The organism is Stenotrophomonas sp. AN71 (assembly GCF_050435725.1).
Taxonomy (GTDB): domain Bacteria; phylum Pseudomonadota; class Gammaproteobacteria; order Xanthomonadales; family Xanthomonadaceae; genus Stenotrophomonas.
In genome coordinates this window covers 108,801-123,105 of sequence record NZ_JBNDKU010000007.1, presented here as the reverse complement: position 1 = coordinate 123,105, position 14,305 = coordinate 108,801, and the positions used below count along the sequence as shown (strand labels likewise).

The following is a 14,305-nucleotide window of genomic DNA, read 5'->3' as shown; positions in this document are numbered from 1 at the left end:
ACCGATGCCGGTGTCCTGCGGATGCAGCGCGCGCCCCGGTAGCGCCGGGCCATGCCCGGCGGAAACGGCGTGATGCGTGCATCCCGTGCCCATGCCCGGCTTGCTATAGTGCGCGCGCCCTCAATCCATCACGGATTCGTTCTACATGCCCAACTTCCGTCCGCTTGCCATCGCCCTGGGCATCAGCCTGGCGACCCTGGTTCCGACCCACGATGCGTTCGCCGCCGCCAAGAAGAAGGCCGCCCGCGCCCCGGCCGTCAGCGCCCAGTGCAGCGACTTCTACGACGTCACCAATGCCGGCTGGCTGAAGGCCAATCCGGTGCCGCAGACCGGTGCCACCACCGCGCTGGGCCAGCTGGTCGACCGTAGCCGCCAGCAGCAGCGCGAGCTGCTCGACGCATCGATGAAGTCGCCGCAGGGCAACGTGCAGAAGCTGCTGGGCGACTTCTGGGCCAGTGGCCTGGACGAAGCGGCCGTGGAAGCCGACGGTTCCAATCCGATTGCGCCGCTGCTGACCCGCATCAACGCCATCAAGAAGGCCAAGGATGTGCCGGCCTCGATCGCCGCGCTGCACCAGGTCGGTATCCCGGTGGCCTTCAACTTCGGCCCGGATGTCGATCTGAAGGCGCTTGACCGCCACATCGGCTACTTCATGCAGGGCGGCATGGGGCTGCCGGATCCGGCGTTCTACACCCGCACCGACGCCGATACCGTGGCCCTGATGGCCCGCTACCGCAACTACGTCAAGCAGATCCTGGCGCTGACCGGCACCCCGGCGGCCAAGCTGGACGCCGAGTCGCAGGCGGTGATCGCGCTGGAAACCGAGCTGGCACGCAATGCGCAGTCGCTGGCCGGCATCAACAACCCGTTCAACAACTACGCGCCGATCTCCACCAAGGAGCTCAACAGCCGCTATCGCAACCTGCAGCTGGACGCTTTCCTGAAGGCACAGGGCGTGGAGGACGACCTGGTCTCGCTGGCCGACCCGGGCCTGTTCAAGCAGCTCGACGGCATGGTCACCAAGCTCAAGCCGGACCAGTGGAAGGCCTACCTGCGCTGGCGCGTGGGCGACTCGATGGCACCGTACCTGTCCAAGGCCTACCGCGACGCCGAGTTCGAATTCCGCGGCCGCGTGCTGCGTGGCGAAACGCTGCCGCCGCAGCGCTGGGAAAACGTGCTCGACGCGATCAACGTGGCCGCCGGCCCGATGGTCGGCCGCGAGTATGCCAGCCGTTACCTGTCGGCCGAAGATCGCCGCCAGGCTGCCTGGATCGTCGACAAGCTGCGTGAAGTGCAGATCGAAGCGGTCAAGAACAACAGCTGGATGAGCGCCGAAGCCAAGACCGAAGCCCAGGCCAAGCTGGCCGCGCTGAAGATCGAGATCGGCACCCCGCTGCGCGACCTCGACTACAGCGTGCAGCCGATGGGGCGCGGCTCGTTCGGTGGCAACATGCTGATCGCTTCGACCTGGCGCCATCGCGAGGAAATGAAGCGCATCGGCAAGGGCAATGCCGACCGTCGCTGGGACGTGCTGCCGCAGCAGCCGTCGCTGGCCTACGATCTGGCACAGAACCGCCTGATCGTCACCGCCGCGATCCTGCAGGGTCCGGTGTTCAACGCCAAGGCTGACGCTGCCGACAAGTTTGGCAGCTTCGGTGGCCTGGTCGGCCATGAGCTGACCCGCGCGATCGATGCCAAGGGCGCACTGGTCGATGCCAAGGGTGAACTGCGCAGCTGGTGGACCCCGGCCGACAAGACCGCGTGGACCCTGCTCGGCAACCACGTGGCTGCGCAGTACGGCGCCTACGAGTTCCCCGGCGTGAAGGGTGCCAAGGTCAACGGTACGCTCACCCAGGAAGAGAACCTGGCCGACATCGCCGGCCTGGAACTGGCCTGGGCGGCCTATTCCGCGCAGGAACCGAAGGCCAAGCAGGCACAACAGCAGGGCTTCTTCCGCGCCTGGTCGGCGCTGTGGGCGCAGCAGCTGTCGCCGAACGAAGCCGTGCGCCGTCTGACCGCCGACATCCGCGCGCCGGGCGTGTGGCGCAGCAACGGTACGCTGGCCAACCTGCCGGCGTTCGGCGCCACCTTCAGCTGCAAGGCCGGCCAGCCGATGCAGCGCAGCGAGGCCGAGCAGATCAAGGTCTGGCGTTGAGCCATCGTCTGCGGGTGTAACCCAGAGGGCGCCTTCGGGCGCCCTTTTTTTTGCGGGTGCAGCACGATCCCGGGTTAACAGCCGGCGTGCTATCGCTGCGGCTTCGTCCATCGCGGAGCCCGAACATGGCGCACAAGAACACGATCTGTGTCTGGTACGACAACGGCGCGCTCGAGGCCGCCACCTTCTATGCCAGCCTCCTGCCCGACAGCGCGGTGACCGCCGTGCATCACGCCCCTGGCGATTATCCGGACGGCAAGGAAGGCACTGTGCTGACGGTCGAGTTCACGGTCTGCGGCATTCCCTGCGTCGGCCTCAACGGCGGCACGGCGTTCAAGCACAGCGAGGCATTCTCGTTCCAGATCCAGACCGAGGACCAGGCCGAGACCGACCGTCTGTGGAATGCGATCGTCGGCAACGGCGGCCAGGAGAGCCAGTGCGGCTGGTGCAAGGACCGCTGGGGCATCTCCTGGCAGATCAGCCCGCGCATGCTGATCGAAGCGGTGACCAGCCAGGACAAGGCCCTGGCCAAGCGTGCCTTCAACGCGATGATGCCGATGAAGAAGATCGACATCGCCACCATCCAGGCCGCAATCCAAAAAGGGGACGGAGGGGATTAAGTCGCTTCTCCCCATTTCCGGCGCCACAATGCGAATTGCGACTTAATCCCCTCCGTCCCCTTTTTGCGAGGTGCTGATGTCCTGGGATGCGATCATCATCGGTGGCGGCCACAACGGTCTGGTCTGCGCGGCCTATCTGGCGCGCGCTGGCAAGCAGGTACTGGTGCTGGAGCGCCGCGGCGTCCTTGGCGGTGCGGCGGTCACCGAGGAGTTCCACCCGGGCTTCCGCAACTCGGTGGCGTCTTACACGGTGTCATTGCTGCAGCCGAAGGTGATTGAAGATCTGCAACTGCATGCGCATGGGCTGCGCGTCACCAATCGCCCGGCCAACAACTTCCTGCCGCTGCCCGATGGGCGCTACCTGCTGTCGGCACCGGGCCGCACCCAGGCCGAGATCGCGAAGTTCTCCGAGCGGGATGCGCAGCGGCTACCCGAATACGAAGCGCGCCTGGAGATCTTCGCCGATGTGCTGCGCGCCTGGGCTCTGCGCGCGCCACCGGATGCCGGCGTTGCCGGTGGTTGGCGCGCGTTGCCTGCGCTGTGGCAGATGGGCCGCCTCGGCCGCGAACTGGCAGCGCTGGATGCCTCGTTGCGGCAGGAGCTGCTGGACCTGTTCACGCTGTCGGCCGCCGAGTACCTGGATCGCTGGTTCGAGAGCGAGCCGATCAAGGCCCTGTTCGGCTTCGATGGCATCGTCGGCAATTACGCCAGCCCGTACACGCCCGGCAGCGCCTACGTGCTGTTGCATCACGTGTTCGGTCAGTGCAATGGCGTGAAGGGTGCCTGGGGCCATGCAATCGGCGGGATGGGCGCGATCAGCCAGGCGATTGCCGCTGCCGCGCGCGAGGCCGGTGCGGAACTGCGCGTGGATGCCGGCGTGCAGCGCGTGCTGATCGAACAGGGCCGTACAGTGGGCGTGGAGCTGAGCAACGGCGACACCCTGCGCGCACGCGTGGTGGTCGCCAACGTCAATCCGAAGCTGCTGTACGAGCAGTTGCTGGAGCCGGCGCAGGTGCCGGACGCTACCCGCGAACGCATGGCGAACTGGCGCTGCGGTTCCGGCACGTTCCGGATGAACGTGGCACTGTCGCGGCTGCCGGATTTCCACGCCCTTCCCGGCCCCGGCGATCACCTCAGTGCCGGCATCATCATGGCGCCCAGCCTGGACTACATGGATCGCGCCTGGCTGGATGCACGTCGCGACGGCTGGTCGCGCGAACCGATCGTGGAAATGCTGATTCCCAGCACGCTGGACGATTCGCTGGCGCCGCCGGGGAAGCACGTCGCCAGCCTGTTCTGCCAACACGTGGCGCCGGTGCTGCCCGGTGGGCGTCACTGGGATGATCATCGTGAAACGGTGGCCGATCTGATGATCGCCACCGTTGAACGGTATGCGCCGGGGTTCGCTGACAGCGTACTGGGCCGCCAGGTGCTGTCACCGCTGGATCTGGAGCGTGCCTTCGGTCTGATCGGTGGCGACATCTTCCACGGTGCGCTCAGTGCCAACCAGTTGTTCTCGGCACGGCCGATGATTGGCCAGGCCGGCTATCGCGGTGCCCTGCCCGGCCTGTATCTGTGTGGGTCAGGAACACATCCCGGTGGCGGCGTGACCGGGGCGCCGGGGCACAATGCCGCGCAGGTGGTGTTGCAGGATCTTTAAGGGGGTGCCGACCAACGGTCGGCACCCACAGCATCAGATGATCCTTCGGATCATTTGATGCTGCGCAGATGGTTCGGGCGCTTCGGCGGGCCCGGCGGGCGACGCTTGTTGAACGGCGACTGCCCGCGCCAGTAGCGGATCAGCAACCAGCCGAACAGCATGCCGCCCAGATGCGCGAAGTGGGCCACGCCCGGCTGCCAGCCGGTCATGCCCAGCACCAGCTCGCCCACGCCGAACAGGATCACGAAGGTACGCGCCTTCATCGGGATCGGCGGGAACAGCAGCATCACACGCTGGTTCGGGAACAGCATGCCGTAGGCCAGCAGCAGGCCGAACACGCCGCCGGACGCGCCCAGTACCGTCGCCGGGTTCTCCAACAGCGTCCCCACCAGCAGCTGGCAGACACCGGCACCTGCCACGCAGACCAGGTAGTACAGCAGGAAGCGCTTCTCGCCCCAGGTCTGCTCCAGCGGCGCGCCGAACATGAAGACCGCCAGCATGTTGAAGAACAGGTGGCCGAAGCTGCCATGCAGGAAGCCATAGGTCAGCAGCTGCCACGGCTGGAAGTTGCCGCCCGGCGAGAATGCGTCGAAGCCCTGCTGCAGCGGTTGCAGCATGAACGGCTCGAAGGTCTGCATGCCAAGCAGGAACGGCTGCTGCAGCAGGAACAGGATCGCGTTGGCGATCAGCAGGGCCTTGGTGACGGTGGGCAGTCGCGGGAACATGGGAGTACCGGCATGGAACGGCCTCCATCATAGCCGCAGCACCGTGTCTTGTTGGCGACCGGCAGGCGCAGCCCGTTCAGTCGCCAGCGGCGCTCAGCCCGGGCCCCACACGGCGGCATCCAGCGCCGCCGCCGGATCGGTTGCCGGCATCCGCACCCGGCCGTTCTCCACCACCACGCCCTCGGCACGCAGCCGCTGCGACTGCTCGCGCCACCCGGCCGAGCCCTCCGCCATCGCGATGCGTCCATCCGAGCGCAGCACGCGGTGCCAGGGCAGGTCCGGGTCGTCGTTCTGGCCGAGGACGCGCGCAGTCAGGCGTGCGCGCCCGGGCAGGCCCGCACGCATCGCCACCTGGCCATAGCCCATCACCTGTCCCGCCGGGATCGCGCGGATCACCGCCAGGATGCGTGCACGTGCCTGCTCCGGCGTCAGCGCCGCAGGCGGGTCACCAGCAGTACGCCGATCAGCACCAGCACGGTGCCGGCGATCTGCGCCGGCCCCATCGGTTCGTCGAGCAGCCATAGGCTCATCACGATGGTGGAAACAGGGCCCAGCATACCGACCTGCGCGGCCAGCGACGAACCCACGCGCTGCACCGCCAGCATGATCGCCAGCACCGGCAGCACCGTGCATACGGTGGCGTTGACCAACGACAGCCATTGGACCGGCGCTGGGGCCTGCCACAGCAATGGCAGCGGATGGGTCACCGCGAAATGCAGCAGCACCAGCACGCCGGCCACGCAGCTGGCGTAGGCGGTCAGCCGCACCGCGCCGATGCGTGCCACCACCTGGCCGCTGCCGAACAGGTACAGCGCATAGCTGAGCGCGCTGCCCAGCACCAGCAGGCTGCCGACGATGATCTGCCCGCCTTCGCGCTGCAGGTCATGCCCGAAGGCCAGCAGCACCCCCAGGTAGCTCAGCGCCAGCGCGCCGATCTGCCAGCGGCCCGGACGCTGACGGGCCAACAGCACGTTGATCAGCAGCACCAGGGTCGGGTTCAAGTACAGGATCAGCCGCTCCAGCGTCACGCTGATGTACTGCAGTCCCTGGAAGTCGAGCAGGCTGGACAGGTAATAGCCGGTGAAACCCAGCCAGAGCACACGGGCACGATCGGCCCAGGACAGCGGTTCGGCACGACGCGCGGCCCACAGCGCCATCAGCACGAACAGCGGCAGCGCCATCAGCATGCGCAGCGCGAGCAGCGTGGTGGCATCCACGCCGTGGCGCAGGCCGAGCTTGACGATGATGGCCTTGCCGGACGCGGCGATGGCGCCGATCGCGGCCAGGCCGACGCCACCCAGCGCGATGCGCGGGGAGGCGGTGGCGATACGGGAAGCGGGGTTGGACATCAGGACGACGGCGGGCCGCGCGGGGCGGCCACGGGGTATGTGGGAACGCTCATTGTCGCACGGGCGCGCCAGGCGCCCTGTAGAGCCGAGCCTACGCTCGGCTCTACAACGGCCCGGCTTAGCGCATCAGCACCACTTCCTCGGCCGAGGTCGGGTGGATCGCCACGGTGTCATCGAACTGGGCCTTGGTCGCGCCCATCTTCACCGCCACCGCAAAACCCTGCAGGATCTCGTCGGCCGCTTCGCCCAGCAGATGGATGCCCACCACCCGTTCTTCCGGACCGGCACAGACCATCTTGAACAGGCTGCGCTGGGTACCGTTGGCCAGCGCCTGCAGCATCGGGCGGAAGCGGCTGTGGTACACGCTCACCTGGTCAAAGCGTGCGCGCGCTTCTTCCTCGCTCATGCCCACCGCACCCAGCGGCGGGTGCGAGAACACCACGCTGGCCACATTCTCGTAATCCATCTTCGACTGCGGGCGGCCACCAAACAGACGGTCCATCAGGCGCCGCGATGCAGCCACCGCCACCGGGGTCAGACCGACCTTGCCAGCGATGTCACCCACCGCATGCACGCTCGGCACGCGCGTGGTCTGCCATTCGTCCACCTCCACCTGCTGGTGCTCGCCGATGCCGATGCCGAGTGCTTCCAGGCCCAGGTCACGGCTGTTGCCACGGCGGCCGGTGGCGAAGAACACCGCATCGAACACGCTGTCGAGTGGGCCGTCATGGCCGAACGTCCGTACACGCTCGCCCTCGCGCTGCAGCTCACGCAGGCGGTAGTTGAAATGGATGCGCACGCCCTGCTGCTTCAGGTTCTCGGCCAACTGATCGGTCAGTTCGTAATCGAAACGTTCCAGAAGCCGCTTGCCGCGCACCAGCAGGCTGACCCTGCTGCCCAGCGCCTGCAGCAGGCCGGCCAGTTCCACCGCGATGTAACCGCCGCCGATGATCGCAACCTCGGCCGGGGCGGCGCGCAGATCGAAGAAATCGTCGGAGACCAGGCCCAGCTCGGCACCGGGAATGTCTGGACGCAGCGGGTGCGCACCGGTGGCGATCAGGATGTGTTCTGCGCTGTAGCGCACACCATCGCTGCAGGCCACGGTATGCGCATCGAGCAGATGGCCGCGTGCCGGAATGCGCACCACGCCGGTTTCATCCAGGCGCTTGTGGTAGCTGGTGTGGATGTTGCTGATATAGGCCTGGCGATGGATCACCAGTTCCTTCCACGACAGCGCCGGGCGCGGATTGACGTCAAAGCCCATTGCGCTGGCCAGGCCGATGCGTTCGTGCAGGTCGGCCGCCAGCCACATCGCCTTCTTCGGCACGCAGCCGACATTGACACAGGTCCCGCCCAGTTCACCGGGCTCCAGCATCGCCACGCGCTTGCCATGCTGCGCCGCGCGGATGGCACCGGCCAGGCCGGCGGAACCCCCGCCAAGGACGATCAGGTCGTAATCATAGGGAGTAGTGCTCATCGGAATCGCTCGGGTCGGTAAGGGGCAGGATCGATCGCGGGCGTGCGGCCACAGACGAGATCGGCGATCAGCTGGCCGGTGCCGGCGCTCATGCTGATGCCGAGCATGCCATGCCCTGCTGCAAGCCAGACGTGAGGATGCGCGGGCGCGCGGCCGATCAGCGGCACGTCGTCCACGCTCATGGGCCGCCAGCCACACCACTGTTCCTGCAGCTGCGCGCCACGTGGCGCACGCAGGTACTGGTCGGCGGCGTGCTGCAATGCCTGCAGGCGGGTCGCACGCAGCTGCGGGTCGGCACCGGCGAACTCCATCGTGCCGCCCAGCCGCAGCGCGTCGCGCCAGGCAATCACGAACACGGAATGGTCTTTCAGCACCACCGGGCGCAGCGGCACCTGTGACGGCCGTGACCAGGTCAGCGAATAGCCCTTGCCAGGTTGGATCGGCACGCGCAGATCCAGCTGCCGCGCCCAGCGCGGCGACCACGGCCCGGTCGCCAGCACCAGCTCGCGCGCCTGCAGAACGCGCCCGCCCGCACGTACGCTCACGCCGTGCCCGTCGCCACTGAAATCCTGCAGCTCCAGCTGCTCGTCGATCGTCACGCCCTGCGCGCGCAGCACACGCGCCAGCTCTGCGGTGTAGCGGTCCGGGCGCAGCTGCGCATCGCCGGGAAAATGGATCGCACCGGCAAGCCGGTCATGGAAAGCCGGATTGTCGCGTGCATAGGCAGCCCCATCAATGCAGACCGTCGCGATGCCCTGCGCGTTCAACGCCTCGCATTCGGCAGCATGCTGCTCGAAATTCCGCGCATCGCCGAATGCGTAGTCCAGCCCACGCGCGTCGAATTCGCAGTCCAGCGCATGCGTCTGCACCCACTCGGCCAGGCGCAGCCGTGAGTCGTTCAACAGCGCGGCACGTGCGCGGGTGGACTGCAGCCAGTGGCGTGCATTGCAGCGCGCGCTGAACTGCAGCAGCCACCGCCACAGCACGGGGTCCAGGCGGCTGCGTACATACAGCGGAGCGCGCGGATCGAGCATCCAGCGCAGCGCACGCAATGGTACCCCCGGTGCTGCCAGCGGCGGCGCGTGGCTGGGCGTGATGGTGCCGCAGTTGCCATGCGAGGTTGCCGCTCCGATGCGCCCCCGTTCGATCACGCGCACCTGCCGACCGTTCGCGCGCAGCGCGAGCGCGGTGGCAAGACCGACTGCACCGGCACCGACCACGATCACATCCTCGTGCGCGCCCTGCACCGGTCAGCCCTGCCCGGCCCCACGCCGCATCGGCGGCCACTGCCGATACGTCATCGCGCGCCACAGCCACTCCATCGGACCGAACCGGAAGCGGCGCAACCACACCTGCGAAGTTCCCACCTGCAACGCGAACAGCAGCAGCGCGAACAGCAGCTGCACGCTGCGCGGCATCAGCTCGAACCACCCCAGGCCATAGTGATAGAACAGCCAGGTACACAGCAGCGACTGGCCCAGATAGTGGGTCAGCGCCATCCGACCCACCGGCGCCAGCCACCCCAGCCGCGCGCGGGCGTGCACGATCCACGCCAGGTAGCCCAGGCACATCGGCAGGCCACCAATGGCCACCAGCGCCATCGCTGCCGTGACCGGCAGGTCGTAGGCCCCGGGCGCCAGATACGGCTTCCACGCCACGCCCAGCAGCGTGACCAGCAGGCCCAATGGCAACGCCACCCAGCGCAGTACCACGTACAGCCTCGTGAAGCGCTCAGGCGATGACAGCGCACCGCTGCCGGCAAACCAGCTGCCGATCAGGAACATGCCCAGCACCTCCGGACCGCTGATCAGCATTGCGCCCAACGATGCGCCGAATTCGTTCAAGCGCTGCACGTTGGCCTGCATCCAGCTGCCATGTCCGTACACCTGGCGTTGCAAGTCAATGCTCTGCTGAGCATCCACCAGCATCTTCTGCGCATCGTCCGCCGAAGCCATCGACACCATCGCGCCGATCAGCAGCATCATCGCCACTCCGCCCAGATAGACGATCCCCCCCATCCACGGCAGCCAGCTGCGTGGCGCCTCGCGGCAGGCCAGCAGCGGCAACGACGCCAGCGCGTACAGCACAAGGATGTCGCCGGACCAGACCAGCAGCGCATGGCACAGGCCAATCAGCAGCAGACCGGCACTGCGGCGCAGATAGAACGGGGTGAACGCGCGCCCGGCCGCGTCGGCGCGCTGGGCCATCACCGCGAAGCCGGCGCCGAACAGCAGCGAGAACAGGGTGAAGAATTTACCCTGCACGAACACGTAGACGAACGCATCGGCCCAGTAATCGATGCCCTGCCAGTGCGTGTCGATGCCGGTGAAGGCCAGGTCCAGCGGTCCGCTGAAGGCCTCGATGTTCATCAGCAGGATGCCCAGCAGCGCGGCACCTCGCAGCACGTCCAGCACAGCGATGCGCTCGCCGGAAGCCACCGGCTGCAGGAAAGGAGAAACGGCGTTCACAGGGCGTCCGTCTGGCAGGTCCGCCATTATGCCGCTGGCCCGTACACCATGGAGCGCAGCGTCGTGTTCCACATATGCAACGGCCCGCCAAAGCGGGCCGTTGCTGCCATCACGATCGCGCCGCGATCAGTGCTGGTGACCACCGTCGCCATGGACGTGGCCATGGTCGAGCTCTTCCTTGCCAGCCTCGCGCACATCGACGATCTCCACGTCGAAGTGCAGGTCCTTGCCGGCCATGGGGTGGTTCAGATCGACGTCGACGACGCTCATGCCGACCTTCTGCACGGTCACTGCACGCGGGCCGAAGTTGGTCTGCAGCACGACCTGCTGGCCCGGAGCCAGCTTGGTGTTGCCGAAGTGCTTCTTCGGCACGCGCTGGGACAGGCCTTCGCGGCGCTCGCCGTAGGCATCGGCTGCCTTGACGTCGACGTTGAAGGTCGCGCCGGCTTCCTTGTCCATCATGGCGTTTTCCAGGCCCGGGATGATGTTGCCGTGGCCGACCAGGATCGCCAGCGGCTCGCCGCGGTCCTTGGACGATTCGATCGGCTCCTGGCCGACTTCGGAAACGGTGTAGTGGAAGCGGACAACGCGGTCTTTTTCGATCTTCATGCGCAACTCTGTCTGGATCTGCCGGAGGCAGGCGGGTTGGGGCGGGTTGTCGCCCGACGGGGACGCCGCCATCATGACGGCCAATCCAAGGTGGCGCATTATCCGGAGATCATGCACATCACGCCAGTTTCGTCCGGCCTGCGCCGGCTCCTTGCCCCGGCCCTGCTGCTGGTCCTGCCCCTGTTGATGACCGCCTGTGGAGGCGGCAAGGCGACCCGCCCCGCGCCGCCCCCGCCGACGGCCCACTGGCCGAAGACCGTACCGGACAACCCCGAGGCGGCCAATTCAGTGCTGATGCGCGCCATCAGCCTGGTCGGCACCCCCTACCGCTACGGCGGCAACACCCCGGATTCGGGCTTCGACTGCAGTGGCCTGGTGGCCTATGTCTACCGCGAGATGCTGGACCTGCGGCTGCCGCGCACCTCGCGCGACCTGGCGGCGGTACAGGGCCCGAAGATCGATCCGCAGCGCCTGGCCACCGGCGACCTGGTGTTCTTCGGCAGCCGCGGCAGCGTCACCCATGTCGGCATCTATGTTGGTGAGGGACGGTTCGTGCACGCGCCGAGCACCGGCGGCACTGTACGTCTGGACTCGCTCAGTGGCCCCTATTGGAAGGATCACTACACAGGCGCGAAACGTGTCCTTCGCTAAGCTGAACAGGCGATATGTTCAAAACTGTGACGCCCATCACCATGAAACTAACGGATTACTAACGGAATTTTTAACTTATCCGCGCTTTTACAGGGCATGATGCCCCATCGTTTTTTTCCTGTGACCGACGCGTGACGACTGACGACCTGAAAAGCGAAGGCCAGACTTCCGTATCTTCACGCAGTGCCCGCCCGCTGTTGCTTGGCCTGGCACTGTGTCTGACCAGCCTTCCGGCCTGGTCGCAGACTGCTCCGAACCGTTCCGATGTGACCCCGGCCCCGGTGGCCGAGAGCACCGCCCGACCGGCCGCCAAGGCCGAGGCCGCTGCCCCGCAGCGCAGCCGCGTCGATGCCGCCGCCAGTGCCACGCTGGCCGCCCTGCTGCCACATCTGGCCGCCAACGACACCATTCCGCTGATGGACCGCTCGGCCGTGGTGGCCGGTGATCTCAGCCGCCTGCTCGCCAACTACGACACCAGCAGCGCCGCCAATGGCAGCGTTGTCGGTACCGCCGCCGACAACGGCAAGGTGCAGTCGCTGCTGCGCCGGGCGATGACCCTGCTGGGCACCCCGTACCGTTGGGGTGGCAGCAACCCGGACAGCGGCTTCGATTGCAGCGGCCTGGTCGGCTACGTGTTCCGCTCGGCGCTGGGCATCGAGCTGCCGCGCGTCTCGCGCGAGATGGCCCACGATGACAACGCCGAACTGATCAACGACCGCACCGCGCTCGCCGCCGGCGACCTGGTCTTCTTCGGCCGCAAGGGCCGCGTCGACCACGTCGGCATCTATGTCGGCGATGGCCGCTTCCTGCACGCACCGAGCTCGGGCAAGGACGTCCGCGTGGACACTCTGCTCAGCGGCTACTGGGGCAACAAGTTCATGCAGGCCCGCCGGGTCGATCTCTGACGACCGGCTGGCGCTGCGGCGCCGCCTGAAAGACGCTAAGCCGCTGCCCTGCAGCGGCTTTTTTGTTGGGCCTGCAATGAAGGGTAGCCATCCACGCGTGGCGTGGATCTACCGAGGCCTGCCCGTTGTGCCACCGCAGTCCGCCCTGGTGGGTGCCGACCTTGGTCGGCACCGTCGCCATCCACGCATGGCGTGGATCTACCGGGACAAAACAAAAAGCCCGCCGGTCAGGGCGGGCCTTTCATCTCCACGCAGCCTCAGGCGCGTGGCGGTGTCGGGTCCGGATCGTCCACCCCGACATTACTGGACGGGTTGTCATACACCGCCTGATCGAGCAGCCCGGTTTCCTTGGCCACAATCACCGGCACCAGCATCTGGCCCGTCACGTTGGTCATCGTTCGCATCATGTCCAGGATGCGGTCGATGGCATACAGGTAGCCGATGGTCTCCAGCGGCAGATTGGCTGCGCTCAGCACCACCGTGGCCATGATCACCGCGGTACCCGGCACGCCGGCCGTACCGAAGCTGCCCAGCACCGACGCGATCAGGACCACCACGTACTGTTCTGGCGTCAGCGGCACGCCGCTGTACTGGGCGATGAACACCGCGCACAGTGCCGGGTAGATCGCGCCGCAGCCGTCCATCTTGATGCTGGCGCCAAGCGGTACCGCGAACGAACCGTAATCCTTGTTCACGCCCAGGTTGTGGGTGATCGAACGCAGCGCGACCGGCATTGCCGCGAAGCTGGACGAGCTGACGAAGGCCACCTGCATGCCCGGCGCCGCGCCACGGAAGAACTTCAGCGGATTCAGGCCATGCGCCAGCAGCAACGCGCTGTAGACCACCACGATGTGCAGCGCGCAGGCCACATACAGCGCCAGCACGAAATGCCCCAGCGGCAGCAGCTTCTCGAACCCGTAGCTGCCAACCAGGCCGGCGATCAGGCCGAAGGTGCCGATCGGGGTAACCTCCAGCACGAAGCGGGTCACCTGGATCATGATGTCGCTCATCTGGCCGACCAGCTTGCGTGCCTCGGTCACCTTCTCGCCCAGCTTGACGATCGCAAAGCCAACCAGGCCCGCGAAGAAGATCACCGGCAGGATCGAGCCGCGGCCGGCCGCCAGCACGGTCTCACCGGCGGCGTTGACCTTGGTGCCGATGCCGGACAGCGCATAGAAGACATTGGCCGGCACCACGTCCAGCAGTACCTGCACCACGCTGGGTACCTCGCGCGGCACGTAATTGCTGGCCATCGACAGCTGCAGGCCACCCGCGCCGGGCTGCAGCACGGTGCCCACGCCCAGGCCGACGCACACCGCCAGCGCGGCGGTAATGACGAACCACAGGAAGGTGCGGCCACTGAGCGCGGCGACCGATTTCTGGCCATGCAGCGACGAGATCGCGTTGATGACCGCGAAAAACACCAGCGGCACAGCGATCATCTTGATCAGAGTGACATACAGCTCACCGAGCGGGCCGAACCACGTTTCCGCGGCCGGGCCGAGCGCCCAGCCGGCCAGCGCGCCGAGCACGAAGCCACCGACCACGCGCTGCCAGAATGGAATCCGCAGCCAGGCAGAGACCAGCTTCATAGGCAATCCAGAGGGGAAAGAAGGGATGCTGGCACGATAGCCCAAGGCGGCCCGCAGAACGACCGCCCGGCCGGCAAATCAGTGTGTCATCGGC

At 67.0% G+C, this 14,305-nt stretch carries 13 protein-coding genes; 5 read left to right on the top strand and 8 right to left on the bottom strand.

Going from position 1 to position 14,305, the window contains the following annotated elements; genetic code table 11:
• Nucleotides 1-145: 145 nt before the first annotated feature.
• The 3 genes from ABH900_RS12775 (at nt 146) to ABH900_RS12765 (ending at nt 4,435) form a co-directional block, all read left to right on the top strand.
• On the top strand, nt 146-2,155 hold the full coding sequence (locus ABH900_RS12775) for a M13 family metallopeptidase (protein ID WP_429623267.1): 2,010 nt from the start codon (nt 146-148) through the stop codon (nt 2,153-2,155).
• 125 nt (nt 2,156-2,280) lie between these two features.
• Nucleotides 2,281-2,775, top strand: a complete 495-nt coding sequence (locus ABH900_RS12770) for a VOC family protein (RefSeq protein ID WP_429623265.1) — start codon at nt 2,281-2,283, stop codon at nt 2,773-2,775.
• Nucleotides 2,776-2,851: 76 nt separating this feature from the next.
• Complete coding sequence (locus ABH900_RS12765; RefSeq protein WP_429623264.1) at nt 2,852-4,435, top strand: phytoene desaturase family protein; 1,584 nt, start codon at nt 2,852-2,854, stop codon at nt 4,433-4,435.
• A 50-nt stretch (nt 4,436-4,485) separates the two neighbouring features.
• Here ABH900_RS12765 and ABH900_RS12760 read toward each other — a convergent pair whose 3' ends face one another.
• The 7 genes from ABH900_RS12760 to ABH900_RS12730 form a co-directional block, all read right to left on the bottom strand.
• Nucleotides 4,486-5,160 (bottom strand): rhomboid family intramembrane serine protease, encoded by a 675-nt coding sequence (locus ABH900_RS12760; protein WP_099588485.1) that lies wholly within the window; start codon nt 5,158-5,160, stop codon nt 4,486-4,488.
• Nucleotides 5,161-5,253: 93 nt separating this feature from the next.
• Nucleotides 5,254-5,592: an MGMT family protein gene (locus tag ABH900_RS12755; RefSeq protein ID WP_429623410.1), complete on the bottom strand. Its 339-nt coding sequence runs from the start codon at nt 5,590-5,592 to the stop codon at nt 5,254-5,256.
• On the bottom strand, nt 5,589-6,509 hold the full coding sequence (locus tag ABH900_RS12750) for a DMT family transporter (protein WP_429623262.1): 921 nt from the start codon (nt 6,507-6,509) through the stop codon (nt 5,589-5,591). Before ABH900_RS12750 ends, ABH900_RS12755 begins: the two co-directional genes overlap by 4 nt.
• A 118-nt stretch (nt 6,510-6,627) precedes the next feature.
• A complete protein-coding gene (gene gorA / locus ABH900_RS12745; RefSeq protein WP_429623261.1) occupies nt 6,628-7,986 on the bottom strand; it encodes a glutathione-disulfide reductase in 1,359 nt (452 codons plus the stop codon).
• A complete protein-coding gene (locus ABH900_RS12740; protein ID WP_429623260.1) occupies nt 7,983-9,233 on the bottom strand; it encodes an NAD(P)/FAD-dependent oxidoreductase in 1,251 nt (416 codons plus the stop codon). Before ABH900_RS12740 ends, gorA begins: the two co-directional genes overlap by 4 nt.
• Before the next feature lie 3 nt (nt 9,234-9,236).
• On the bottom strand, nt 9,237-10,481 hold the full coding sequence (locus ABH900_RS12735; RefSeq protein ID WP_429623259.1) for a DUF418 domain-containing protein: 1,245 nt from the start codon (nt 10,479-10,481) through the stop codon (nt 9,237-9,239).
• Between the two features lie 99 nt (nt 10,482-10,580).
• A complete protein-coding gene (locus tag ABH900_RS12730) occupies nt 10,581-11,063 on the bottom strand; it encodes an FKBP-type peptidyl-prolyl cis-trans isomerase (RefSeq protein ID WP_429623258.1) in 483 nt (160 codons plus the stop codon).
• Nucleotides 11,064-11,174: 111 nt separating this feature from the next.
• Between ABH900_RS12730 and ABH900_RS12725 the strand changes: the two genes are divergently transcribed.
• Together ABH900_RS12725 and ABH900_RS12720 are read left to right on the top strand one after the other, a co-directional pair.
• Nucleotides 11,175-11,714, top strand: coding sequence for a C40 family peptidase (locus ABH900_RS12725; protein WP_429623257.1), 540 nt, complete (start codon nt 11,175-11,177; stop codon nt 11,712-11,714).
• Between the two features lie 131 nt (nt 11,715-11,845).
• Nucleotides 11,846-12,619, top strand: a complete 774-nt coding sequence (locus ABH900_RS12720) for a C40 family peptidase (RefSeq protein ID WP_005414115.1) — start codon at nt 11,846-11,848, stop codon at nt 12,617-12,619.
• Nucleotides 12,620-12,876: 257 nt separating this feature from the next.
• On the opposite strand, the gene ABH900_RS12715 is transcribed toward ABH900_RS12720, so the two are convergent.
• Complete coding sequence (locus ABH900_RS12715; protein ID WP_006381938.1) at nt 12,877-14,211, bottom strand: dicarboxylate/amino acid:cation symporter; 1,335 nt, start codon at nt 14,209-14,211, stop codon at nt 12,877-12,879.
• Nucleotides 14,212-14,305 lie beyond the last annotated feature (94 nt).

Coding starts and splice junctions, on each gene's coding strand:
- ABH900_RS12770 (WP_429623265.1), top strand. CDS start 2,281: ATGGCGCACAAGAACACGATCTGTGTCTGGTACGACAACGGCGCGCTC.
- ABH900_RS12730 (WP_429623258.1), bottom strand. CDS start 11,063: ATGAAGATCGAAAAAGACCGCGTTGTCCGCTTCCACTACACCGTTTCC.
- ABH900_RS12715 (WP_006381938.1), bottom strand. CDS start 14,211: ATGAAGCTGGTCTCTGCCTGGCTGCGGATTCCATTCTGGCAGCGCGTG.
- ABH900_RS12760 (WP_099588485.1), bottom strand. CDS start 5,160: ATGTTCCCGCGACTGCCCACCGTCACCAAGGCCCTGCTGATCGCCAAC.
- ABH900_RS12765 (WP_429623264.1), top strand. CDS start 2,852: ATGTCCTGGGATGCGATCATCATCGGTGGCGGCCACAACGGTCTGGTC.
- ABH900_RS12775 (WP_429623267.1), top strand. CDS start 146: ATGCCCAACTTCCGTCCGCTTGCCATCGCCCTGGGCATCAGCCTGGCG.
- ABH900_RS12735 (WP_429623259.1), bottom strand. CDS start 10,481: ATGGCGGACCTGCCAGACGGACGCCCTGTGAACGCCGTTTCTCCTTTC.
- ABH900_RS12725 (WP_429623257.1), top strand. CDS start 11,175: ATGCACATCACGCCAGTTTCGTCCGGCCTGCGCCGGCTCCTTGCCCCG.
- ABH900_RS12750 (WP_429623262.1), bottom strand. CDS start 6,509: ATGTCCAACCCCGCTTCCCGTATCGCCACCGCCTCCCCGCGCATCGCG.
- gorA (WP_429623261.1), bottom strand. CDS start 7,986: ATGAGCACTACTCCCTATGATTACGACCTGATCGTCCTTGGCGGGGGT.